Here is a 23,998-nt window from a genome sequence, read left to right on the forward strand (position 1 = left end):
CGACTCTCATCCCGTTCTTTCCTCGTCATTGTCAAAATCCGGCGTTCTGCCTTCATTGAATCGATATTCGCGGTGATCCGGCGCGCGGAACAGGCTCGTCCCGTCGCCCGGCGATACGCAGGTCATGAATCGCGTCTATGACCGGGCATTACGAATATTCATTTCATCGATCGCCGGCAATCGCGTACGCTGGCGTTCGTTCGATCGTGGCCGCAGCGGCGGCTTGCCCGATTTGTCCGGCGCGGTGCGGCCGGCTCGCTATACTCGCGCAAACCATGCGGCCGTCGGCCGGCGCACGGCAACCGCCGTCGCGGCACCGGTCCGCCTCGACGATTCACGATAGGAGCAGGTTCCATGACAGTCGTTTCCCCGCGCCTCGCAGGCAAGTGCGCGTACATCACTGGCGCCGCCGGTGGCCTGGGCCGCGCGATCGCGCGCCGGATGGTCGAGCAGGGCGCGCGCGTGTTCCTGACCGACATCGCCGACGCGGCGGTGCTCGACGCGTTCGCGCATGAACTCAACACGGGGCACGCGGCGCCGGTCGCGTTCGCGGCCACCCAGGACGTGCGCGACGAGGCGCGCTGGCAGGCGCTGCTCGCGCAGGCGAACGAAGCGATGGGCGGGGTGTCGGTGCTCGTCAACAATGCCGGCGTCGGGTCGATCGGCGCGCCCGCGCAGATCCAGCTCGACGAATGGCGGCGCGTGATGGCGATCAACGTCGAGAGCATCGTGCTCGGCTGCAAGCACGCGCTGCCGTACCTGGGCGCAAGCCACCCGGCGTCGATCATCAACATCTCGTCGGTGGCCGCGTTCAAGGTCGAGCCGGATTTCACGGCGTACAACGCGTCGAAGGCCGCGGTTGCGTCGCTGACGAAGTCGGTCGCGATCGACTGCGCGCGCCGCGAGCTCGACGTGCGCTGCAACTCGATTCACCCGGCATTCATTCGCACGGGCATCGTCGAGCCGCTGTTCCAGTCGCTCGGCGAACGCGATGCGACGCGCAAGCTCGCACGCGGCATTCCACTGCGCCGGCTCGGCGATCCGGACGACGTCGCGCATGCGGCCGTCTATCTGGCATCCGACGAAAGCCGCTTCGTGACGGCCGCCGAACTCGTGATCGACGGCGGCATGTGCGCGGTCTGACGCGCATCGACGACAACAACCGGAGGAGAACATCATGTCGACACCCGTGAACCGCCAGCTGCTTCTGAAGACGCGCCCGGAAGGGCGGGTCGGCCGCGAACACTTTTCGCTCGTCGAAACACCGGTGCCGGCGCTCGCCGACGGCGAAGTGCTCGTGCGTGTGCTGTATCTGTCGATGGATCCGACCAACCGCGTATGGATGAGCGACGTGCCGCAATACCTGCCGCCCGTCGCGATCGGCGAAGTGATGCGCGCGCTCGGCATCGGGCGCGTGGTCGCATCGCGCCATGCGGGTTTCGCGCCAGGCGATCTCGTACAGGGGCTGGTCGGCTGGCAGGACTATGCGGTCGTGCCGGCCGACCAGGCCGCGCAGCTCGTGAAGCTGCCCGCGCAGTCGGGCCTGCCGCTGCCGACGCTGCTCGGCGCGTGCGGGATGAGCGGCCTGACCGCGTATTACGGGCTGACCGACATCGCGCCGGTGCAGCCCGGCGAGACGCTCGTCGTGTCGGCGGCGGCCGGCTCGGTCGGTTCGATCGCCGGCCAGATCGGCAAGATCCACGGCGCGCGCGTGGTGGGGATCGCGGGCGGCGCGGACAAGTGCCGCTACCTGACCGAGACGCTCGGCTTCGACGCGGCCGTCGACTACAAGGCCGACGATTTTCGTCAGCAGCTGAAGGCAGCGACGCCGGACGGCGTGCATGTGAACTTCGAGAACGTCGGCGGCGAGGTGATGCGCGCGGTGCTGTCGCGGATGGTGATCGGCGGTCGCGTGGCGCTGTGCGGCGTGATCTCGAACTACAACAGCGGCCGCGCAGCGGACGACGTCGGCGTGCTGATCTCGAAGCGGATCACGATGCGCGGCTTCCTGATCCTCGACTACCGCAAGAGCCGCGAAGCCGTGCAGACGCTCGCCGGATGGCTGCGCGACGGCCGGCTCAAGGCCGAGGAAACCGTCGCCGACGGGCTCGAGAATGCGCCCGACGTGCTGAATCGCCTGTTTGACGGCGAACATCGCGGCAAGCTCGTGCTGCGCGTCGATCCGGACGCATGAGCTGCCGCGCTCGCGCGGGTTGAGTCTGCATAGTCCGGGATCAATTTAGGACGTATCCCATATATCGTTCCGGCCGCTCTCCTTAAAGTAATTGCCAGCAAACGGCGGCGTGACATGCGCGTCACGCCGCCGTTTTTCATTTGCACGGCAAAAACGGGAGGCGAAACATGCAAGCGAAGACGGGGCAGGCAGCACCGGCGGCGGTGCGCGATCGAACGAAGCGGTGCATCGGCGCCAGACTGCGGAGCGTCGCAGCCGGGTTCGGCATCGCATTCGCGATGTCGGGCGCGGGTGCGGCTGAGCCGGTGCACGCGAATGGCATCGTGCGATTCAGCGGAGCGCTCGTCGATCTGTACGACGTGAGATTCGACGCGCCGTCGATCGGGGCGTCAAGCAGTGCGACCGCGGCGACACTCCGGTTCGATGCGCATGGCCGGCGCCTGCCCGGCGCGCTTGTGGCGCTCGTGGAACTGGATGGCCAGCCGCTTTCGCGCCCCGCGGGAGCGGAGGTTCGCGCGACATGGCGCGATGCGCGCGACGATCGAATCGTGCCGCTGGATTCGGGGCGCGCGTATCGTGTCGGCCCGTATGGCGGCGTGCTGACGGTCGCGGGGCCGGACATGGAAACGGGCGCCGTGGCGCCCGTCGTGATCAGGATTCGACATCCGTGACGCGCCGCGTCATTCGCCCTGTTCGGCTCGCGCGTAAATATCCCAGCTCGCCATGAACAGCGCGGCGACGAGCGGTCCGATCACGAAGCCGTTGATGCCGAACAGCGCCATCCCGCCGAGCGTCGAGATCAGCACGACCCAGTCGGGCATCTTCGTGTCCTTGCCGACGAGGATCGGGCGCAGCAGGTTGTCGACGAGGCCGATCACGCCGACGCAGAACGCGACGAGGATCACGCATTTCCAGATCGCGCCGATCGCGAGGAAGTAGAGCGCGGCGGGCACCCACACGAGGCTCGCGCCGATCGCCGGCAGCAGCGACAGGAACGCCATCAGCGCGCCCCACAGCACGACGCCCTCGATCCCGAGGATCCAGAAAATCAGGCCGCCGAGCGCGCCCTGCACGAGCGCGACCGCGATGTTGCCCTTCACGGTTGCGCGTACCACCGTCGTGAACTTCGCGAGCAGCAGGTTCTTGTGCTCTTCGTCGAGCGGCATCGCGCGGCGCACGCGGCGGCCGATCTCGCCGCCGTCGCGCAGCAGGAAGAACACCATGTACAGCATCACGCCGAAGCTGACGACGAACTGGAACGTGTTCTGGCCGATGCTGAGCGCCTGGGTTGCCGCGAACTGGCTGATCTGCGCGGCACCGTCGGTCAGCTTCTTCTGGATGCCCGGGATGTTGGTCAGCCCGTATTTCTGCAGCAGGTTCTGAATCGACGTCGGCAGCGCGTGAATGATGTCATGGAAGTACTGCGAATAATTCGGTTGCGCGCTCTTCAGCTCCTGGTACACGTACGCGATTTCCTGCACGAGCGTCGCCGTGACGAACACGAGCGGCAGGATCACGATCAGAATGATCAGCGACATCGTCACGAGCGCGGCGAGGTTGCGCCGCTTGCCGAAGCGCGCGGCAAGCCAGCGCTGCACCGGCTGGAACAGGATCGCGAGAATGGTGCCCCAGAAGACGGCGCCGGAGAACGGCGCGAGTATCCAGCACAGTCCGACGGTGACCGCGAACAGCAGGAAATAGAAGAATTTTTGGTGATCGTGTCCGCTTTCCATGGATGGTTCGCGCAGATTGATGCCTGGTTTGATTGAATCTCGTTGCCTCGGGCGCGATCGGCTCGCGAACGTCACGGGTTCGCGGCGAAGCGCGCGCAGGGCGGCCCGATGGGCAGTATGCCCGCAAAGGTGCCGCCATCATAGCCGCCGCGCGCGGCGCACGCGAAAACGCCGCGACCGGAGTCGCGGCGTTGCCGGGAAGCAAATCGGCCCTGGGGCCGTGTCGACGCGTCAGATGTGGAGCCGGGTGATCTTGGTGCCGTTGACCGACAGGTCGCCCATCAGGCCCGCGTTGGTCAGGATAAGCACCTCGACTGGAGCGGTGGCCGTATTGGAGTCGACCGCACCGTTCGCGCCGACCTTCACGACCGCGACGGAGGCGTCGGCGCCGGCCGACCAGCCTTCGGACTTGCGGAACGAGTCGAGCGCATCCTGCGTCATGAACAGGAACACGATGGCCTTCGATTGCGCGCCGGCCTGCAGGCCCACCGACAGCGACGACGTGTTGTAGTAGCCGACGGTGCTGCCGCCGACACGCAGCGCACCGTTGCCGGACTGGCCGCCGACGATGAAGCCGGCCTGCAGCACGTTCGGGAACACGAGCACGCCGCGCGATTTCGCAACGAGCTCACGCGAGCCCGGCACCGTCGAATAGAGGCGCGACAGCGTCGCGTTCACGCTCGCATCGATCGACTCGCGTTTCGACGCGCTGGCCGATGCGTTGTCGGGTTTGTCGGGCGTGGTGGTGCAACCGGCAAGGGCGAGACTGCCGAGCATGACGGCGGCGGCGGCTTTCAGGGCGAGAGACTTCTGCATGGCGTTTCTCCTTCGTTGTCGGGTTGAGAACGGATGGGCGGCCAGCCCCGTTCAACGGCGGGCAAGCAGCAGGCCCGCGACGAACGCGAGGCCCGCGACGACGCCCGCCGTCTGCCATGGGTTGTCGTGCACGGCTTGCGACACGCGCTCGGCCGAATCGCGCAGCCGGGCGGCCGCTGAGCCCGACGCGTAGTCGAGCGTGCTGCGCGCTTCGTCGAGCCGTGACTGCACGCGCTTGCGCAGCGCGGCGATATCGCCGTCGCCGTCGTTCTTCAGCAGGTCTTCCAGTTCATCGACCAGCCCGCGCAGATCGTCCGATACGTCCGCATGCAGATCGCGGGCGGCCGAGCGCGCCGAGCGTCCCACGCGCCGGCCGGTACGACGGATATCGGACAGGCCGCGGTCCAGCTTGTGTTCGATCGAGTCAGTGAGCGCCATGATGTTTATCCTCCTTGGATTTGATTTGCAGGCCGGACTTGCAGGCCAATTTGAAGATAAGACCAATCCCAGCAACCAATGTGATTCACATCAGCCAATTGAGTTTCGAGACAAATTTTCAATTCGTCGGCAAGTTTCCCGGGAAGCCCCGCGCGACGGGGCGGGGCAGTGGTTGAAAAAATTTCGCGCATCGGGCAAAACGGCGTAGCGAGCCGTTGCGCGACATGAAAGTCCGGTAAATATGGCGTCGCGCGATGCGTCAGGTAAATAGTGCCGTTGCATCTGCCAGACCCATGCAATTGCACTAGTCGTCCATTTCTTCGTGGAGCAGGGTTTGTGCCCGCGACGGCTCAGGCGGCACTGTCGTCCAGCGCCAGGTCGATGACGACTGGATTCGAGCGCGCGCAGCGGAGACGACGAGCGAGGCGGCAAGCATGAGCGGCGGCAGGCGTGACAAGGCGCGCTCCACCAGAAGAAAATTCGAAGGTTCGTGCAAGCATCCTGACGGCAACATCGCGTGTTGTGATCGAATTGGCCATCAGGCCAGTGCCGAACGGCCAACGATGACGGCAGGGCCGGCCAAGGCTGCTACGCTTCGCATCTGACACGTTGTCCCGGCCTGCGATCCGAACGCTTGCGCGCACGGCCCCCACAGGAGAATTCCATGTCCTACATGCTGTTGATTGTCGAACCGACCGGCCAGCGCGCCGAACGCACGCTCGAAGACGGGCAGGCGCTGTACGCGCGAATGGTCGATTTCGCGGAGACGCTGAAAGCGCGCGGCGTGCTGCGCGGCGTCGAGTCGCTGGAGCGCTCCGAACGCGCGACGCGCGTGCAGGTGCGCGAAGGCGAGACGCGCCTCGTCGACGGCCCGTTTGCCGAGGCGAAGGAAATGGTCGGCGGCTTCTTCATCGTCGACGTCGACACGCGCGACGAAGCGATTGAGATCGCGCGCCAGTGTCCGGCCGCGCAGTGGTGCACGGTCGAAGTGCGCGCGGTCGGCCCGTGCTTCCTGTGACAGCTGCGTCTCGGTATTTACCCTGATTCGTCGCGCGGCACGTCGATCCGGCGGTCTGCCGCCCGTCGTCCGGATAAGGCGCCGATGAGCGGACGCCCTTTTCACCGATGACAAGGAGCGAGCGATGCGATTCATGATCATGATCCGGGCGAACGCCGTCAGCGAATCCGATGCGTTGCCGGACAACCGGCTGGTCGAGGCGATGACGGTCTACCACGAGGAACTGGCCAGGGCCGGCGTGCTGCTCGATGCGAACGGCTTGCGGCCGAGCGCGCGCGGCTGGCGCGTGCGGTACACCGGCGGCAAGGGCACGGTAGTCGACGGCCCGTTCGCGGAGACGAAGGAATTGATTGCCGGCTACACGTTGATCCAGGTGCGCTCGCGCGACGAGGCGCTCGAGTGGACGCGCCGGTTTCCCGCGCCGTTCGGTGCCGAAATGGATTGCGAGATCGAGGTGCGGCCGTTGTTCGAGCTCGACGACCTCACACCGAGCGACGCGGTCGAGCGGTTTCGCGATCTCCACGTCGGCCGCACCCAAGCCTGATTCTGCGCGAATCCAATCTCACCGGAGCATCCGTCATGCACAAGATGGTTTTCATCAACTTGCCCGTGGCCGACCTGCCGCGCTCGAAGGCGTTCTACCAGGCACTCGGCTTCGAGGTCGTGCCGGCCTATACCAACGAACAGGCCGCCTGCATCAAGATCAGCGACACGATTTTCGCGATGCTGCTCGTGCGGCCGTTTTTCCAGACCTTCACCGGCAAGACCATCGTCGATCCGGCGACGCAGGTGCAGGTGCTGTCGTGCCTGTCGTGCGACAGCCGCGCCGAGGTCGACGCGATCGTCGCGAAGGCGCTCGCGGCCGGCGGGTCCGCGCCGCAAGCGCCGCGCGAGTATCCGAACATGTACGGCCACGGATTCGACGATCCGGACGGTCACGCATGGGAGCTGATGGCCATGCCGCTGGATGCGTCCGCCCAGGGGCAGGCGTCGTGACGCGTGAGGCGACTCACCGTGCGATCGAAGCGGTCTGGCGGATCGAGGCGCCGAAGATCATTGCCCGCGCCGCGCGCGTGGTGCGCGACGTCGGCGTGGCCGAGGAGCTCGCGCAGGACACGCTCGTCGCGGCGCTCGAGCACTGGCCCGTCGACGGTGTGCCCGACAACCCGGCCGCGTGGCTGATGACGGCCGTGAAGCGGCGCGCGCTCGACCGGGTCCGGCAGGAGTCGCTGCATGCGGCGAAGCGCGACCAGCTCGGGCATGAAATGGACGCGCTCGAAGCGCATGTCGTCCCCGACATCGCGGACGCACTCGCCGATGCGAGCGCCGACGATATCGGCGACGACCTGCTGCGGCTGATCTTCACGTCGTGCCATCCGGTGCTGTCGACCGACGCGCGCGTTGCGCTGACGTTGCGGCTGCTCGGCGGGTTGACCACGAGCGAGATCGCGCGCGCGTTCCTGTCGCCCGAGCCGACGATCGCGCAGCGCATCGTGCGCGCGAAGCGCACGCTCGCGGCGGCGCGCGTGCCGTTCGAGGTACCGGCCGCCGATGCGCGGCCCGCGCGGCTCGCGTCGGTGCTCGAAGTGATCTACCTGGTGTTCAACGAAGGCCATGCGGCGACCACGGGCGACGACTGGACGCGCCCGGCGCTGTGCGACGAGGCGCTGCGTCTCGGCCGCGTCCTGGCGGGGCTCGTGCCGGATGAAAGCGAAGTGCTCGGGCTCGTCGCGCTGATGGAACTGCAGGCGTCGCGCATGCACGCGCGGACCGATGCGCAGGGGCGGCCCGTGCTGCTGCTCGACCAGGACCGCAGCCGCTGGGATCCGCTGCTGATCCGGCGCGGCCTCGCCGCGCTCGAGCGGGCGACGAAGCTCGGGGGCATGCGTGGCCCGTACGCGCTGCAGGCCGCGCTGGCGGCGTGCCATGCGCGCGCGCGGCACGCGTCGGAAACGGACTGGGCGCAAATCGTCGCGCTCTACGACGCGCTTGCGGAAGTCGCACCGTCGCCGGTCGTCGAGCTGAACCGCGCGGTGGCGGTGGGGATGGCGTTCGGGCCCGCCGCGGCACTGGAAATCGTCGACGTGCTGCGCGACGATCCGGCGCTCGCCCGCTATCACTGGTTGCCGAGCGTGCGCGGCGACCTGCTCGCGAAGCTCGGCCGCGCCGACGAAGCGAAGGTCGAGTTCCGTCGTGCGGCGGAATTGACCCGGAACGAACGCGAAAGGGAATTGCTGCTGAAGCGTGCGACGGATGCGTGACGCATGACGAGCGACGCCGGTGCGAGTGCACCGGCCGTGGCGCCGGAAGCCCGGAAGCCGAATCTCGAGCGAAACGCCGACCCACCCGGCGACGCGCCCGCCAACTTGTCCCTTATTCCCGCCCTCCGCTATCGCGCGGATTGAAAAAGCCTATTGGGGGATGCGAACGCCAGCGCCTAGATTAAAAGGCACGAAGCGTGCGCGTCCGGCATACGCTTCGTGCCCCACATACATCATCGGCCAGGCTTCGCACGCGGCCGCGCCGGCTCGAACGGAGGCACACATGGCTCAACTCAAGGGCAGCAAGACCGAAGAGAATCTGAAGGCCGCATTCGCGGGCGAATCGCAAGCGAACCGGCGCTATCTGTATTTCGCTTCGAAGGCCGACGTCGAAGGCCAGAACGACGTCGCCGCGCTGTTCCGCTCGACTGCCGAAGGCGAAACGGGCCACGCGCACGGCCACCTCGAATACCTGGAGGCAGTCGGCGATCCGGCGACGGGGCTGCCGTTCGGCTCGTCGCGGCTGAACCTCGAATCGGCGATCGCCGGCGAGACGCACGAATACACCGACATGTATCCGGGCATGGCGAAGACGGCGCGCGACGAAGGCTTCGACGAAATCGCGAACTGGTTCGAGACGCTCGCGAAGGCAGAACGCAGCCACGCCAACCGCTATACGAAGGCGCTCGACGCACTCGTCGACTGACGCGGGTCCGGCAGCAAGGCAGCACGGCCCGGCCGGACATCCTGCGGCCGGCCGTGCGTCGATCGCTGCCCGCATCACGCGGGCGGCGAGTCCGCGCGCATGCGCGCTACGCTGGAGCGCCCCATGCCACACAAGGAAGGCAGTCTCGAAGCCCCGACGCGGCATCCGCTCGACTGGCAGTCCGAAGCGTTCTACGACCAGGCCGCGATCGATGCGGAAATGACGCGCGTGTTCGACATCTGCGCCGGGTGCCGGCGCTGCGTGTCGTTGTGCGGCGCGTTTCCCACGCTGTTCGATCTCGTCGACGAAACGCCGATGGGCGACATCGAGGAAGTGCCGAAGGATGCGTTCGGCAAGGTCGTCGACCAGTGCTACCTGTGCGACCTCTGCTACATGACGAAATGCCCGTACGTGCCGCCGCACGCATGGAACGTCGACTTCCCGCACCTGATGCTGCGCGGCAAGGCAGCGCGCTACAAGCGCGGAGAGGCGCCGCTGCGCGACAAGGTGCTGTCGAACACCGACGCGCTCGGGCATTTCGCGGGCATTCCGATCGTCACGCAGACGGTGAACGCGGTGAATCGTACGCCGCCGGCGCGCCACGCGCTCGAGGCGGCGCTCGGCGTCGATCGCAACGCATGGCTGCCGGAGTTCGCACCGCGCAAGTTTCGGCGTGCCGCGAAGCGCTCGGACGGGCTGCCGGTACGTGACGGCGAACGCACGCCCGGCAAGGTCGCGATCTACGCGACGTGCTACGTGAACTTCAACGAGCCGGGGATCGGCCACGACCTGCTGGCGATCCTCGCGCACAACGAGATCCCGTACGAGCTCGTCACGCGCGAAGCGTGCTGCGGGATGCCGCTCCTCGAGCAGGGCAACCTTGCGGGCGTCGCCGCGAAGAAGGCCGTGAACATTCCGGTGCTGGAGCGTTATGCGCGCGAAGGCTATGCGCTGATCGGCGCCATCCCGAGCTGCGTGCTGATGTACAAGAGCGAACTGCCGCTGATGTTTCCCGGCGACGACGCCGTGCGCGCGGTGGCCGATGCATTCTGGGATCCGTTCGAATACGTGATCGCGCGACATCGCGACGGTTTGCTGAAGACCGACTTCAAGCAGGGCCTCGGCACCGTGTCGTATCACGTGCCGTGCCATGCGCGTGTGCAGAACATCGGCCGCAAGACGGCCGACACGCTGTCGCTCGTGCCCGATACGCGCGTGAACGTCGTCGAGCGCTGCTCGGGGCATGCGGGCACGTTCGGCGTGAAAAAGGCCTTCCATGCGGACGCGATGCGGATCGGTGCGCCGGTGTTCAAGGCGATGGCCGAGCCGAAGCCGGATGTCGTGTCGTCGGACTGCGCGCTCGCCGGGCATCACATCGTGCAGGGCATCGACGAGAAAGGGTTGCCCGCCGCGCCGCTCGCGCATCCGCTGACGCTGCTGCGCCGCGCGTACGGTATCTGAACCGGCCGCGCCACGAAGACATCGACGCTATCCAAGGACACGCCATGACGCTGACCCGCGACTCGCTGCTGACGCTCGAAGCGTACGCGAAGATCCGCAAAACCGAACACGCGCGGCTCGTCGCGTACAAGCGCCGCCGCGCGGTGGCGCTGGGCAACCATCTGCGTTTGCTGTTCGAGGACGAGACCACGATCCGCTACCAGATCCAGGAAATGCTGCACATCGAGAAGATCTTCGACGAGGCCGGCATCGAAGGTGAACTGGAAGCCTATCTGCCGCTCGTGCCCGACGGCACCAACCTGAAGGCAACGCTGCAGATCGAATACGAGCACGAGGCCGAACGGCGGGCGGCGCTCGCGCGGCTGATCGGCGTCGAGGATCGCGTGTACCTGCGGGTCGACGGGCACCCCGACGTCTATGCGATCGCCGACGAGGATCTGGACCGCGACAACGCGGAGAAGACCTCGGCCGTGCATTTCGTGCGCTTCGAACTGGGCGAGCCGATGCGCGCGGCGCTCAAGGGCGGCGCGACGCTGTCGATCGGCTGCGATCACCCGGCCTACACGGTGCAGCCGCAACGGGTGGACGCGGACGTCGCCGCGTCGCTGGCCGGCGATCTGCGCTGATGCGTGCGGCCGGGTGCCGCTTTCCGTATCGCGCGGATTCCCCATCGTTCCGACCCGGAACGCGGCGCCCGATCGTTGCGCCCGCCACTGTCGGCTGTCTGCTACGCCGAGGATGTAACAGACCCGCCGACGCTTGCATGCCGGGAAACGATGTGCATCGACCGGCGGCCGCTTTCACTACTCGCAGAGAAACAATAAAAAGATTGTGCACGGGGAAAATTCAGTTCAATCGAGTTTGAACGATTTACCGATCCGTGAATATCTTGTTACGAATTTTCCCCTGATTTACCGATTTTCGGCGGCAATTCCCGGAATTGTTTCAGGCAAGGGTCGGAACAAGTCCGGCGGCCTGCCGGTCGGGCCGCATCCGCACCCCGCAGAGCCCCGCCAGACGGGGCTTTCCAGCACCCCGCATAACGATCGCGTAAAAAAATTCAAGCGTAAATGGATTGCGCATCCATGGCAGGTTGTTTCAGTGCGTAACATTAAGTCATTGTCATATTGAGATAAACCCTGAGGATGGTATGCTTCGTGCACAAAAATTCCCACATTGGAGTGAGACCGTAGTTTGTGCGCCATTGCCGTGAATGGCGGCACCGTGAAAGTGCGGTGTCGCACCGGCATGCACAACGACCGGATAACCATAATGTGCAACCGGGCCGCCCCGTGACGCGATGCGTGACGACGGCGCCGACAATCGCAGCCCCGGCCTGGCTGCGTGGAGAAATCGACTATGTTCTTCGATGAGCTTAACGATGAAGAGTGGTTTCGACTTTCAACGCTGATCGCCGATGAACCCATTCGGCTGAACCGTCGAGGCCGTCCGCGAGCCGAACCGCGCGTTGTCGCCAACGCGGTTCTCTGGATCCTGACGACCGGTGAAGCGTGGTCCAAACTGCCCGGACGCTATCCGTCCGGGCCGACGTGCCGCCGCCGCTACGAGGAGTGGCTCGCGAACGGCACGCTGCTGCAGATGATCGACGTGCTGACCCAGTTCAGCGGGCGCACGTTCGCGTACGTGCCGCCGCCGCCGGTGCCGGTCGCACCGGCATGCCGCGCGGAGCCCGTGCCCGACAACGACCGTCTGCGCGGCGTGTTCTGGCAGAACCCCGAGTCGTGGCAACTGCCGGTCGCTCAGGCAAACGTTTGGGATGGCGAGGGCGCGACGCTGACCGCGATGCCGAACGCCGCCGACGACGCGTCGCGCGGTGCATCGTTCGCGGTGCCGGGCGCGCAGCCCGCGGGGCTGCGTCACGGGCGTCCGTCCGCCGCGAGCTTCGCCGCGGCCGAGCCGCAAGTCGACGAATATCGTGGCTATACGATCTGCGGCAGCGCGCAACCGGTGCAGAACCTGATGTACCGCGCGTGGGCCGAGATCACGCAGGACGACCGGCGCGTCGAGCGCTCGGGCCTGATCGGCCCGCGTTTCACCGATCCGGAGGAAGCGGAGCAGTACGCGCTCGACTGGGCGCGTCAGTGGATCGATCGCCACGGGGCGAGCGACGAACCGGTGCGTGCGCCGCAAAGCGAGGTGCTGGCCGGCCTGTCCGAGCTGGCACGTGCCGAGTCGGACATCAAGCGCTTCATCGCCGAGCGTCGTGCGGGCGCGTTGTCCGAGAGCCGCAACGATCCCGTGCAGGCGGACCGCCGCGAATACGCGTATCGCGTAGGTTGATCGTCGTCCGAACGAAAACGCGCGGGTCGTCGTCCGTCACGACGCCCGCGCGTTTTTTTGTCTTCGGCATGCCCGTGATGCCGGGCGCACCGTCGAGGCGGCGCGCCCGGCAGGCGTGGCATCACTGGCGACCGTAGGTATCGTCGAAGCGGACGATGTCGTCCTCGCCGAGATACGCGCCCGACTGCACTTCGATCAGCTCGAGCGGCATCTTGCCCGGGTTCTCGAGACGGTGCGACACGCCGAGCGGGATGTACGTCGATTCGTTTTCCGACAGCAGGAAGGTTTCGTCGCCGCGCGTGATGCGCGCGGTGCCGCGCACGACTATCCAGTGTTCGGCGCGGTGATGGTGCATCTGCAGCGACAGTCGTGCGCCCGGCTTCACGACGATGCGTTTCACCTGGAAGCGCTCGCCCATGTCGACCGAGTCGTAATGACCCCACGGGCGATGGACCTTGCGATGATCGGTCGCTTCCGCGCCGCGTTCGGCCTTGATGCGCCCGACGATCTTCTTCACGTCCTGCACGCAGGATTTGTCGGCGACGAGCACGGCGTCCGGCGTTTCGACGACGACGAGATTGCGCGTGCCGACACACGCGATAAGCCGGCTTTCCGAATGCGCGAAAGTCGATTCGGCGTTTTCGAACAGCACGTGGCCGCGGCCGACGTTCTCGGCTTCGTCCTTCGGCAGGATCTGCCAGATCGCGTCCCACGAACCGACGTCCGACCAACCCGCGTCGAGCGGCACGACGACGCCTTCGCACAGCTGCGGCAGGTTCACGAGCCGCTCCATCACCGCGTAGTCGATCGAGTTCGACGGCGACGCGGCGAACGCGTCGCGGTCGACGCGGAAGAAGTCGCCGTCGTCCTTGCCGCCTGCGACGGCCTGCTCGCAGGCTGCGAGGATCTCCGGTTCGAGCTGGCGGATCGCGTTCAGCCACACCGACGCGCGCACGATGAAGATCCCGCTGTTCCACCAGTATTCGCCGGACGCGACGTACTGCTGCGCGAGTTCGAGATGCGGCTTCTCGACGAAGCGGTCGAGACGGCGCACGTCGAGGTTGCCGGTAGCGGCGTCGCCGAGCGGCGCGCCGACGCGGATGTAGCCGTAGCCCGTTTCGGCACGGCCCGGCACGATGCCCATCGTCGCGATCTTGCCCTGGGCGGCGCAGTGCACGCCGGCCGCGACGGCCGCATGAAAGCGCGGCTGGTCGGCCACCGCGTGGTCGGCCGGCATCACGGTCATCACGGCATCGCCGCCGCCGGCGACGATCCGCAGCGCGGCGAGCGTCAGCGCGGGCGCGGTGTCGCGGCCGAGCGGCTCGAGCATGATCGATGCACGCTTGCCGGTCAGGCGCAGTTGCTCGGCAGTCGTGAAGCGGTGATCCTCACCGCACACAATCAGCACGTCGTCGTTCAGCGGATGACCGGTCGCGAGGCCGTCGAGCCTCAGCGCGGTGGATTGCAGCAGCGAATGATCGCCGAGCAGGCCGATCAGCTGTTTCGGATAGTGTTCGCGCGACATCGGCCACAGACGCGTGCCCGAACCGCCTGCAAGGATCACCGGCTGCACCGCGACCCGCGTCGCGGCGTCGGTTGCGGCGGAAGAAGAAGGGCGCGTATCGGCTGCCACGGCCGGAGCATTCATGATGACACTCTCCTCGATTGAAGTCAGTGCCTGTTTGTAGCATGAAGTAAATCGACAATAAAACCGGGGCGATTTGCGCGATATTCGACGCGCACGTATCAGGAAAATTTTTCTTCGATGGCACGCGATGCAAATAAAAAAATAAAAAATAATTCGACGAATCGGGCTGGAGCCCCGTCCTGAAAAGGGTTCGTTGGAACCGTAAAGTTCTCGAAAAAATCCCGATTCACGATCGATTCGGGAAAACGTGCCGATTTAATTCGGAAATGTCGCGGCAAGAATTTCCGATTATTTTTCGAAATACTTGAGCGCTTGAGGAGCGATTTTCTTGTCGCTTCAATAGCGTCATGCAACGTTTGAATCGAAGGTGCGGCACGGGCTGCACGAGGAGCTGTTCGGCAAACGCCTGTTCAAAGAGGAAGCAGACATGTTGAGCGTGCTGGCGAGAGTCATCGATATTGCGATGGTCGTGTTGGGGGCGTTGATCGCCGCCGCGCTGCACGGCGGCAGCATCTGGCTCAACGACCTGCAGCGCACGACGGTGCTGTTCGACTGCCTGCTGGTCGTCGTGTTCTTTCCGGCCATCGGCATTTACCAGTCGTGGCGCGGCAAGCGTCTCGTCGGTCTGGTGGGGCGCGTCGCGTTCGCGTGGCTGGTGGTCGAGCTCGCGGGCATCCTGATGAGTTTCAGCTTCCACCAGTCGGGCGACCTGTCGCGACTGTGGCTCGGTTACTGGGCGGTGGTGACGATGGCGCTGCTCGCCGGCTCCAAGGCTTGCGTGCACGTCGTGCTCCGGCAACTGCGCCGCGGCGGCTACAACCTGAAGGCAGTGGCGATCGTCGGCGGCACGCCGGCGGCGCGGCGGCTGATCGCACAGATGCGGGCGCGTCCGGAAGCGGGCTTCAACCCGGTGTGCGTGTACGACGAAAGCGAAGTACCGGGCGAAGTCGCGCTCGACGACGTGCGCATCGAGCGGCAGTTCGAATCGCTGGTGTGGCTGGTGCGCAGCCGCGCGATCAGCGAGCTGTGGCTCACGCTGCCGATCACGGAGGAGCGCCGGATTCACCAGATCGTGACGGTGTTCCGCCACGACTTCGTGAACATCCGTTTCATTCCGGACGTGCGCACGCTGTCGTTCTTCAACCAGGAAGTGGTCGAGGTGCTCGGCGTGCCGGCGATCAACCTCGCGGCGTCGCCGATCACCGACGTGCGGATCCTGCCGAAGTTCGTGTTCGACCGGCTGTTCGCACTGGCGGCGCTTACCGCGCTCGCGCCGGTGATGCTGCTGATCGCATGTCTGATCAAGCTCACGTCGCGCGGGCCGGTGTTCTTCCGCCAGAAGCGCAAGGGCATCGATGGCCACGAGTTCGAGATCTACAAGTTCCGCTCGATGAAGGTGCATCAGGAAGTCGCGGGGCAGGTCACGCAGGCCACCAAGAACGACACGCGTGTGACGCCGGTCGGCCGCTTCCTGCGCCGCACGAGCCTCGACGAACTGCCGCAGTTCATCAACGTGCTGAAGGGCGAGATGTCGGTCGTCGGTCCGCGGCCTCACGCGCTTGCGCACGACGACATCTACAAGGATCTGGTGAAGGGCTACATGTTCCGCTACCGGATCAAACCGGGCATCACCGGCTGGGCGCAGATCAACGGCTTTCGCGGCGAGACCGACCAGATCGAGAAGATGATGGGACGCGTGAAGCTCGATCTGTACTACATGCAGAACTGGTCGTTCTGGCTCGACATCAAGATCGTCGTGCTGACGCTCTGGAAAGGCTTCACCGGCAGCAACGCTTACTGACGCGGTTTCGTCCCGCGCAGACACTCCGGTTTCACGAATTTCGAATCATTGGTCACGAGGTCCGACACATCATGAATCTGACTATCATCGGCAGCGGTTACGTAGGTCTTGTCACCGGCGCCTGTCTCGCCGACATCGGGCACGACGTGTTCTGTCTCGACGTCGATCAGGCAAAGATCGACGTCCTGAACAACGGCGGCGTGCCGATCCACGAGCCGGGCCTCAAGGAAGTCATCGCGCGCAACCGCGCGGCCGGCCGCCTGCGCTTCTCGACCGACATCGAGGCCGCGGTCGCGCACGGCGACGTGCAGTTCATCGCGGTCGGCACGCCGCCCGACGAGGACGGCTCGGCCGACCTGCAGTACGTGCTCGCGGCGGCGCGCAACATCGGCCGCTACATGAAGGGCTTCAAGGTGATCGTCGACAAGTCGACGGTGCCGGTCGGCACGGCCGAGCGCGTGCGCGCGGCGGTGGCCGAGGAACTTTCGAAGCGCGGCGGCGACGCCCCGATGTTCTCCGTCGTGTCGAATCCGGAATTCCTCAAGGAAGGCGCGGCGGTCGACGATTTCACGCGGCCGGACCGCATCGTGATCGGCTGCGACGACGACGTGCCGGGCGAGCGCGCGCGCGAGCTGATGAAGAAGCTCTACGCCCCGTTCAACCGCAACCACGAACGCACGCTGTACATGGACGTGCGCTCGGCCGAATTCACGAAATACGCGGCGAACGCGATGCTCGCGACGCGCATCTCGTTCATGAACGAACTGGCGAACCTGGCCGACCGCTTCGGCGCGGACATCGAGGCCGTGCGCCGCGGGATCGGTTCCGATCCGCGCATCGGCTATCACTTCCTGTATGCGGGCTGCGGCTACGGCGGCTCGTGCTTCCCGAAGGACGTCGAGGCGCTGATCCGCACGGCCGACGAGCACGGCCAGTCGCTGCAGATCCTGAAGGCCGTGTCGTCGGTCAACGCGACGCAAAAGCGCGTGCTTGCCGACAAGATCGTCGCGCGCTTCGGCGAGGACCTGACGGGCCGCACGTTCGCCATCTGGGGGCTCGCGTTCAAGCCGAATACCGACGACATGCGCGAGGCACCGAGCCGCGAGCTGATCGCCGAGCTGCTGTCGCGCGGCGCGCGCATCGCGGCGTACGACCCGGTCGCGCAGCAGGAAGCGCGCCGCGTGCTCGCGCTCGATCTCGCGGATCACCCGAGCTGGCTCGAGCGTCTCACGTTCGTCGACGACGAGGCGCAGGCCGCGCGCGATGCCGACGCGCTCGTGATCGTCACCGAATGGAAGGCGTTCAAGAGCCCGGATTTCGTCGCGCTCGGCCGTCAATGGAAATCGCCGGTGATCTTCGACGGCCGCAACCTGTACGAGCCGGAGACGATGAGCGAGCAGGGCATCGAATACCACCCGATCGGCCGCCCCGGCTCGCGTCAGGCCGTCGCCGCCCGCGTGCCGGGCGCCGCGCGCGCGAACGCGTGACCCGCGCGTCGCCGTTACCCGTAACCCGAATCGAGACGCCATGTTCCGGAACATCCTGATCGTCTGTCATGCGAACGTCTGCCGCAGCCCGGCGGCGGAACTGCTGTTCAAGTCGCACGCGGCGTCGCGCGGCGGCCCGCGCGTGACGTTCCACTCCGCCGGCGTGCGTGCGAACGACGGCGACGGCATCGATCCGGTAATGCGGCAACTGCTCGCCGAGCGCGGCGTCGATGCGACGACACACCGGTCGCGGCGGCTGTCGCGCCGGATCGTGCGCGACGCCGACCTGATTCTCGTCAGCGAGCGCGAACAGATCAAGGCCGTCGAATCGGTCGATCCGTTCGCGCGCGGCAAGGTTCACCTGCTGGGCAAGTGGGAGGACGCCGAGATCGCGGATCCGCATGGCGGCCCCGAGGCCGACTATCGCGAGAGCTACTCATTGATCGAACGTCTGGTTCAAGGATGGCTGCAAAAACTATGCTGAAACGTCCCATGCGCCCGCTGGCGCTCGCCGTCGCGATGACGACCTTCCTGTCGGCCTGCGCGACTGCGCCCGGCAACTATCTCGACTCGTCGAACCTGAAGGACGAAGGCCGGCAAGGTCAGGCCGAAACCTATCCGGTTCATTACATCGACGCGAAGCTGGTGATGGATCAGCTGCAGAAGCAGCAGGTCGAACACCCGCTGCCGCCGGGCCGTTACACCGATCCGTCGCAGTACGTTTACCGCATCGGCCCGCAGGACATTCTCGGCGTCACCGTGTGGGACCACCCCGAGCTGACGACGCCGCAGGGCCAGTCGTTCTCGAGCGGCGGCAACACGACGCAGACGATCGCGGGCGCGCTGCAGCAGCCGTATTCGTCGTCGCTGCCGGGCCAGGCCGATCCGTACGGCCAGACCGTGGCCGCCGACGGCACGATCTTCTTCCCGTTCGTCGGCCGCATCCACGTGGCGGGCAAGACGATCGCGCAGACGCGCGACGAGTTGGCCACGCGCCTTGCGCGCTACGTGAAGAATCCGCAGCTCGATGTGCGCGTGCTGTCGTTCCGCAGCCAGAAGGTGCAGGTGACGGGCGAGGTGAAGACGCCCGGCCCGCTCGCGATGAGCGACGTGCCGCTGACGCTCGTCGACGCGATCTCGCGCTCGGGCGGCTCGACCGCCGAGGCCGACCTGCAGCGCGTGCGCCTGACGCGCGACGGCAAGCTCTACACGCTCGACGCGAACGGCGTGCTCGACCGCGGCGAAGTGAAGCAGAACGTGATGCTGCAGCAGGGCGACATCGTCAACGTGCCGGACCGCAGCGACAGCCGCGTGTTCATCATGGGCGAGGTCAAGACGCCGGTCACGGTGCCGATGCTCAAGGGCAGGCTGACCATCGCCGACGCGCTGACGGCCGGCGGCGGCATCCTCGACACCGATGCGAACCCGCGCAAGATCTACGTGATGCGCGGGATGCGTGACAACCCGACGAAGCCGGAAGTGTTCCGTCTCGACATGACGCAGCCGGATGCGCTGATGCTGTCGAGCCGCTTCCCGCTCCAGCCGCTTGACGTCGTTTACGTCAGCACGGCCAGCTCGGTGCAGTTCAACCGTGTGCTGCAGCAGGTGCTGCCGACGATCCAGACGATCTTCTACATGCGGCAAATCACGCGCTGATAGCCCGCCGGGGTGGCGTCTGCCCCCCGGCACCACTCAAGCGGGAACGAATGGTGAACACGCAAGCAAAACACGCCTACGCGGATCTGACCGCGAAAACCGAGGAAGAGGACGTCGTCCTCGGCCAGCTGCTCCAGGTGCTGATGGACGACATCTGGCTGCTGCTCGGCATCGCGGTGACCGTCATCGCGCTCGCCGGCCTCTACTGCTACATCGCGAAACCGGTGTATCAGGCGGATGTGCACGTGCGGGTCGAGAGCAACGACAACACGTCGCAGGCGCTCACGCAGACGCAGACGGGTGCGACGATCAACAGCGGCCCGCAGCAAGCGCAGACCGACGCGGAAATCGAGATCATCAAGAGCCGCGGCGTCGTCACGCCGGTCGTCGAGCAGTTCAAGCTGAACTTCTCGGTCGTGCCGAAGACGATTCCGCTGCTCGGCAGCCTGTCCGCGCGCGTCGCGACGCCCGGCGAGCCTTCGCGCGCCTGGTTCGGCCTGCGGTCGTACGCATGGGGCGGCGAAGTCGCCGACATCGACACGATCAACGTCGTGCCCGCGCTCGAAGGCAAGAAGCTGACGCTGACGGCCGGTCCGAACGGCACCTACACGCTCGTCGACGCGAACGGCAGCCGCCTGCTGTCGGGCCGTGTCGGCGAATCGGAGCAGGGCGGCGGCGTGACGCTGCTTGTGCAGAAGCTGGTCGCGCGTCCGGGCACGCAATTCACGGTGGTCCGCTACAACGATCTCGACGCGATCACCGGCTTCCAGTCGGGCATCCAGGTGTCCGAGCAGGGCAAGCAGACGGGCGTCGTGCAGATTTCGCTCGAAGGCAAGGACCCGGACCAGACCGCCGCGATCGCGAACGCGCTCGCGCAGTCGTACCTGAACCAGCACGTGATCGCGAAGCAGGCCGAAGCGACCAAGATGCTCGACTTCCTGAAGGGCGAGGAGCCGCGCCTGAAGTCCGATCTCGAGCGGGCGGAAGCCGCGCTGACGCAGTATCAGCGCACGTCCGGCTCGATCAACGCGAGCGACGAGGCGAAGGTCTACCTCGAAGGCAGCGTGCAGTACGAGCAGCAGATCGCGGCCCAGCGCCTGCAGCTCGCATCGCTCGCGCAGCGCTTCACCGATTCGCACCCGATGGTGATCGCCGCGAAGCAGCAGCTCGCGGAACTGCAGGGCGAGAAGGACAAGTTCAGCAACCGCTTCCGCAGCCTGCCGGCGACCGAAGTGAAGGCCGTCCAGCTCCAGCGCGACGCGAAGGTCGCCGAGGACATCTACGTGCTGCTGCTGAACCGCGTGCAGGAGCTGTCGGTGCAGAAGGCCGGCACGGGCGGCAACATCCACCTCGTCGATTCCGCGCTGCGCCCGGGCGATCCGGTCAAGCCGAAGAAGGTGCTGATCTTGTCGGCCGCGGTATTCCTCGGGCTGATCCTCGGCACCGGCGTCGTGTTCCTGCGCCGCAACCTGTTCCAGGGCATCGAGGATCCGGATCGCGTCGAGCGCACGTTCAACCTGCCGCTTTACGGACTGGTGCCGCAAAGCACCGAGCAGGTGAAGCTCGACGCCATGGCCGAGAAGGGCGGCGGCCGCGCGCGGCCGATCCTCGCGAGCCTGCGTCCGAAGGACCTGAGCGTCGAAAGCATGCGCAGCCTGCGCACCGCGATGCAGTTCGCGATGATGGATGCGAAGAACCGCGTGATCGTGCTGACCGGCCCGACGCCGGGCATCGGCAAGAGCTTCCTGACGGTCAACCTCGCGGTGCTGCTCGCGCATTCGGGCAAGCGCGTGCTGTTGATCGACGCCGACATGCGTCGCGGCATGCTCGACCGCTACTTCGGCCTCACCGCGCAGCCGGGTCTGTCCGAACTGCTGAGCGATCAGTCGCCGCTCGAGGAGGCGATCCGCGAGACGCCGGTGCAGGGCCTGTCGTTCATCTCGGCCGGCACGCGCCCGCCGAACCCGTCGGAGCTGCTGATGTCGACGCGCCTGCCGCAATACCTCGAAGGGCTCGGCAAGCGCTACGACGTCGTGCTGATCGACTCGCCGCCGGTGCTGGCGGTGACCGACGCGACCATCATCGGCCGCATGGCCGGCGCGACCTTCCTGGTGCTGCGCTCGGGCATGCATACCGAAGGCGAGATCGCCGACGCGATCAAGCGCCTGCGTACCGCGGGCGTCGATCTGGAAGGCGGGATCTTCAACGGCGTGCCGCCGAAGGCGCGCGGCTACGGCCGCGGCTATGCGGCCGTCCACGAATACCTGAGCGCCTGACGGCATTGCACGAAACCGGGCCGGCGTGCGCAGCGCCGGCCCGGCCGACTGGAGAACCCTCGATGAAAATTTCCGTGCTCGTTCCGACCTACAGGCGTCCCGCCGACCTCGCGCGCTGCCTGCTGGCGCTGCAGCGCCAGCAGCGGCTGCCCGACGAGGTGATCGTCGTCGCGCGCCCGGAGGACGATGCCACGCACGAGCGCCTCGCCGATCCAGCGGTCGGCGGCATGCTGCCGCTGCGGATCGTGCCGGTGGACGTGCCGGGGCAGGTCGCCGCGCTGAACAAGGGGCTCGACTCGGCGAGCGGCGACATCGTCGCGATCACCGACGACGACGCGGCGCCGCGCGCCGACTGGCTCGCGCGCGTCGAAGCCGTGTTCCTGGCCGATCCGCGCGTCGGTGCGGTCGGCGGCCGCGACTGGGTGCACGAGAAGGGCCGCGTGCTCGACGAGTCGCGCGAGCTCGTCGGCCAGCTCACGCTGTCCGGCAAGATCGTCGGCAACCATCATCTGGGCGTCGGCGGCGCGCGCGAAGTCGACATGCTCAAGGGCGCGAACATGAGCTACCGCCGCGCCGCGATCGAACGTCTGCGCTTCGACACGCGGCTGCGCGGCGCCGGCGCGCAGGTGCACAACGACATGGGTTTCAGCATGCAGGTGCAGCGTGACGGCTGGAAACTCGTCTACGACCCGGCGATCGCGGTCGATCATTTTCCGGCCGAGCGTTTCGACGACGACCGGCGCGATGCGGCATCGCTGAATGCGATCAGCAATGGCGCGTACAACCTGCACCTGATCCTGCGCGAGCATCTGCCGCCGGTGCGGCGCGAAATCGCTTGGTGGTGGTGGACGCTGATCGGCACGCGCGTCTATCCGGGCTTCGCGCATGTGCTGCTGTCGCTGCATACCGCGCGGCGCGATCGTGTGCGCGAGCACTGGCGCGCCGTGCGCCGCGGCGCACGCGATGCGCGCCGGGCCGACCTTGCCCCCCATCGTGCGGCGATGCCGCCGGTGACGTCTTGAACGGGCTGCGCGCACGACGCGCGGCCATCCCCGGAGGGCTTGCATGAATTCCACGAAGGTTCACGTCCACCTGTTCTACGGCGCCGATCCGCGTACTTACCGGAAAGGCGAGAACATCGGCTGCCTGTACGGCTATCACCACGCGGAATCCGACGAATTCCGGCTGACCTATTCGCAGGACCGGCGCGAGAACCGCGTCGCGAGCCTCGTGCGCCGTGCGCTGAAGGCGGCGCTTGGCTTCGACGTCGTGCATGCGTGGCGCAATCGCGCGGCGTTGTTGGGCACCGACGTGATCTGGACGCACACCGAGCAGGAGCATCTCGCCGCCGCGCTGATCCTGAAGCTCGCCGGCGCACAAGGCAAGCGCCCGCTGCTGCTCGCGCAGAGCGTGTGGCTGTTCGACAAGTGGAACACGTTCGGCGGCCCGCGCCGCTGGCTGTACCGCAAGCTGCTCGCGCGCGCCGACGCGCTGACGACGCTCGCCCGCGACAACGCCGAGCTGTGCCGCCGCTTTCTCGGGCGCGAGGCCGAGTTCGTCTACTACGGGCTGAACACGCAGGACTTCCCGCTCACCGAGCCGCAGCAGTGGCAGCCGAACCGGCCGCTGCGGATCGCCGCGATCGGCAACGACCGCGATCGCGACTGGCGCACGTTCCTCGCCGCGTTCGGCGGCGACGAGCGCTACGACGTGCGGCTCGCGACGCGGCGCCGCGTGCCGCGCGAGTGGCATGCACCGAACGTGAAGATCGGCTCGGCGTCGGGCCTCGCGAAGCAGCACGAACTGTACGCGTGGGCCGACGTGATCGTCGTGCCGCTGCGGCCGAACTTCCACGCGTCGGGCATCACCGTGATGCTCGAGGCGGCGGCGGTCGGCAAGCCGATGATCGTGTCCGACGTCGGCGGGCTCAGCGACTACTTCCCGCACGATACGGCCGCCTACGTGCCGGCGTTCGACGCAGCGGCGATGCGCCAGGCCGCCGATCGCTTCGTGGCCGATCCGGCCGCCGCGCTCGAATGCGCGCGTGCCGCGGCCGCGTGCCTGCGCGAGCGCGACCTGACCACGCAGGCATTCGCCGAACAGCACGTGCGGATCACGCGCGACATGCTGCGCCGGCGTCGCACGCCGGCGGCGGCTGGTCTCGCGATGCCGCTCGCGGATTCGCGCCCGTCGTCGCGGTGA

At 66.6% G+C, this 23,998-nt stretch carries 23 protein-coding genes; 19 read left to right on the forward strand and 4 right to left on the reverse strand.

The window, feature by feature from the left end; all coding sequences use genetic code 11:
* Positions 1 to 354: 354 nt before the first annotated feature.
* From DIE11_RS01580 to DIE11_RS01590, 3 genes are all read left to right on the forward strand, one after another.
* Entirely contained in the window at positions 355 to 1,143 is a 789-nt protein-coding gene (locus DIE11_RS01580; RefSeq protein ID WP_124621084.1) for an SDR family oxidoreductase, read from the forward strand.
* Positions 1,144 to 1,177: 34 nt separating this feature from the next.
* On the forward strand, positions 1,178 to 2,194 hold the full coding sequence (locus DIE11_RS01585) for an NADP-dependent oxidoreductase (protein WP_124621086.1): 1,017 nt from the start codon (positions 1,178 to 1,180) through the stop codon (positions 2,192 to 2,194).
* Positions 2,195 to 2,361: 167 nt separating this feature from the next.
* Complete coding sequence (locus DIE11_RS01590; protein ID WP_124621089.1) at positions 2,362 to 2,865, forward strand: thioesterase; 504 nt, start codon at positions 2,362 to 2,364, stop codon at positions 2,863 to 2,865.
* A 9-nt stretch (positions 2,866 to 2,874) separates the two neighbouring features.
* On the opposite strand, the gene DIE11_RS01595 is transcribed toward DIE11_RS01590, so the two are convergent.
* The 3 genes from DIE11_RS01595 to DIE11_RS01605 all read right to left on the reverse strand — a co-directional run bounded on the left by DIE11_RS01595 (position 2,875) and on the right by DIE11_RS01605 (position 5,181).
* On the reverse strand, positions 2,875 to 3,927 hold the full coding sequence (locus DIE11_RS01595) for an AI-2E family transporter (RefSeq protein WP_124621091.1): 1,053 nt from the start codon (positions 3,925 to 3,927) through the stop codon (positions 2,875 to 2,877).
* A gap of 231 nt (positions 3,928 to 4,158) precedes the next feature.
* On the reverse strand, positions 4,159 to 4,743 hold the full coding sequence (locus DIE11_RS01600) for a YSC84-related protein (RefSeq protein ID WP_059601628.1): 585 nt from the start codon (positions 4,741 to 4,743) through the stop codon (positions 4,159 to 4,161).
* Between the two features lie 51 nt (positions 4,744 to 4,794).
* Positions 4,795 to 5,181, reverse strand: coding sequence for a YqjD family protein (locus DIE11_RS01605; protein ID WP_059531622.1), 387 nt, complete (start codon positions 5,179 to 5,181; stop codon positions 4,795 to 4,797).
* On the opposite strand from DIE11_RS01605, the gene DIE11_RS01610 reads away from it, so the two are divergent.
* The 9 genes from DIE11_RS01610 to DIE11_RS01655 all read left to right on the forward strand — a co-directional run bounded on the left by DIE11_RS01610 (position 5,180) and on the right by DIE11_RS01655 (position 12,928).
* The gene (locus tag DIE11_RS01610; protein ID WP_124621093.1) at positions 5,180 to 5,389 is read left to right on the forward strand and encodes a hypothetical protein; all 210 of its coding nucleotides are present in this window, start codon (positions 5,180 to 5,182) and stop codon (positions 5,387 to 5,389) included. The two genes, DIE11_RS01605 and DIE11_RS01610, sit on opposite strands and share 2 nt — an antisense overlap.
* Positions 5,390 to 5,845: 456 nt before the next feature.
* Positions 5,846 to 6,199, forward strand: a complete 354-nt coding sequence (locus DIE11_RS01615) for a YciI family protein (protein WP_059466554.1) — start codon at positions 5,846 to 5,848, stop codon at positions 6,197 to 6,199.
* 124 nt (positions 6,200 to 6,323) lie between these two features.
* The gene (locus DIE11_RS01620; protein WP_059818737.1) at positions 6,324 to 6,743 is read left to right on the forward strand and encodes a YciI family protein; all 420 of its coding nucleotides are present in this window, start codon (positions 6,324 to 6,326) and stop codon (positions 6,741 to 6,743) included.
* Positions 6,744 to 6,778: 35 nt separating this feature from the next.
* Entirely contained in the window at positions 6,779 to 7,195 is a 417-nt protein-coding gene (locus tag DIE11_RS01625; protein ID WP_124621095.1) for a VOC family protein, read from the forward strand.
* Positions 7,192 to 8,460: an RNA polymerase sigma factor gene (locus DIE11_RS01630; RefSeq protein WP_124621098.1), complete on the forward strand. Its 1,269-nt coding sequence runs from the start codon at positions 7,192 to 7,194 to the stop codon at positions 8,458 to 8,460. Before DIE11_RS01625 ends, DIE11_RS01630 begins: the two co-directional genes overlap by 4 nt.
* A 283-nt stretch (positions 8,461 to 8,743) precedes the next feature.
* Positions 8,744 to 9,166, forward strand: coding sequence for a rubrerythrin family protein (locus DIE11_RS01635; RefSeq protein WP_059466550.1), 423 nt, complete (start codon positions 8,744 to 8,746; stop codon positions 9,164 to 9,166).
* A 123-nt stretch (positions 9,167 to 9,289) separates the two neighbouring features.
* Positions 9,290 to 10,627: a heterodisulfide reductase-related iron-sulfur binding cluster gene (locus DIE11_RS01640; protein WP_059601848.1), complete on the forward strand. Its 1,338-nt coding sequence runs from the start codon at positions 9,290 to 9,292 to the stop codon at positions 10,625 to 10,627.
* 44 nt (positions 10,628 to 10,671) lie between these two features.
* Entirely contained in the window at positions 10,672 to 11,253 is a 582-nt protein-coding gene (locus DIE11_RS01645) for a DUF3501 family protein (RefSeq protein WP_124621100.1), read from the forward strand.
* 733 nt (positions 11,254 to 11,986) lie between these two features.
* On the forward strand, positions 11,987 to 12,928 hold the full coding sequence (locus tag DIE11_RS01655) for a transposase (protein ID WP_124621104.1): 942 nt from the start codon (positions 11,987 to 11,989) through the stop codon (positions 12,926 to 12,928).
* Between the two features lie 121 nt (positions 12,929 to 13,049).
* Here the strand turns inward: DIE11_RS01655 and DIE11_RS01660 are convergent, their stop codons facing one another.
* Positions 13,050 to 14,576, reverse strand: a complete 1,527-nt coding sequence (locus tag DIE11_RS01660; RefSeq protein ID WP_124621106.1) for a mannose-1-phosphate guanylyltransferase/mannose-6-phosphate isomerase — start codon at positions 14,574 to 14,576, stop codon at positions 13,050 to 13,052.
* Between the two features lie 427 nt (positions 14,577 to 15,003).
* On the opposite strand from DIE11_RS01660, the gene DIE11_RS01665 reads away from it, so the two are divergent.
* The 7 genes from DIE11_RS01665 (at position 15,004) to DIE11_RS01695 (ending at position 23,998) form a co-directional block, all read left to right on the forward strand.
* Positions 15,004 to 16,377: an undecaprenyl-phosphate glucose phosphotransferase gene (locus DIE11_RS01665; RefSeq protein ID WP_124621107.1), complete on the forward strand. Its 1,374-nt coding sequence runs from the start codon at positions 15,004 to 15,006 to the stop codon at positions 16,375 to 16,377.
* A gap of 71 nt (positions 16,378 to 16,448) precedes the next feature.
* Entirely contained in the window at positions 16,449 to 17,864 is a 1,416-nt protein-coding gene (locus DIE11_RS01670) for a UDP-glucose/GDP-mannose dehydrogenase family protein (RefSeq protein ID WP_059531601.1), read from the forward strand.
* Between the two features lie 40 nt (positions 17,865 to 17,904).
* Positions 17,905 to 18,348: a low molecular weight protein-tyrosine-phosphatase gene (locus DIE11_RS01675; RefSeq protein ID WP_059531598.1), complete on the forward strand. Its 444-nt coding sequence runs from the start codon at positions 17,905 to 17,907 to the stop codon at positions 18,346 to 18,348.
* Positions 18,342 to 19,520 (forward strand): polysaccharide biosynthesis/export family protein, encoded by a 1,179-nt coding sequence (locus DIE11_RS01680; RefSeq protein WP_124621109.1) that lies wholly within the window; start codon positions 18,342 to 18,344, stop codon positions 19,518 to 19,520. The genes DIE11_RS01675 and DIE11_RS01680 overlap by 7 nt, the downstream gene beginning before the upstream one ends.
* A gap of 50 nt (positions 19,521 to 19,570) precedes the next feature.
* Entirely contained in the window at positions 19,571 to 21,796 is a 2,226-nt protein-coding gene (locus DIE11_RS01685; RefSeq protein ID WP_124621111.1) for a polysaccharide biosynthesis tyrosine autokinase, read from the forward strand.
* 62 nt (positions 21,797 to 21,858) lie between these two features.
* The gene (locus DIE11_RS01690; protein ID WP_124621113.1) at positions 21,859 to 22,818 is read left to right on the forward strand and encodes a glycosyltransferase family 2 protein; all 960 of its coding nucleotides are present in this window, start codon (positions 21,859 to 21,861) and stop codon (positions 22,816 to 22,818) included.
* Positions 22,819 to 22,861: 43 nt separating this feature from the next.
* On the forward strand, positions 22,862 to 23,998 hold the full coding sequence (locus DIE11_RS01695) for a glycosyltransferase family 4 protein (RefSeq protein WP_059601642.1): 1,137 nt from the start codon (positions 22,862 to 22,864) through the stop codon (positions 23,996 to 23,998).

It is taken from the genome of Burkholderia sp. Bp9012, from assembly GCF_003853825.1.
Taxonomy (GTDB): Bacteria; Pseudomonadota; Gammaproteobacteria; order Burkholderiales; family Burkholderiaceae; genus Burkholderia; species Burkholderia diffusa.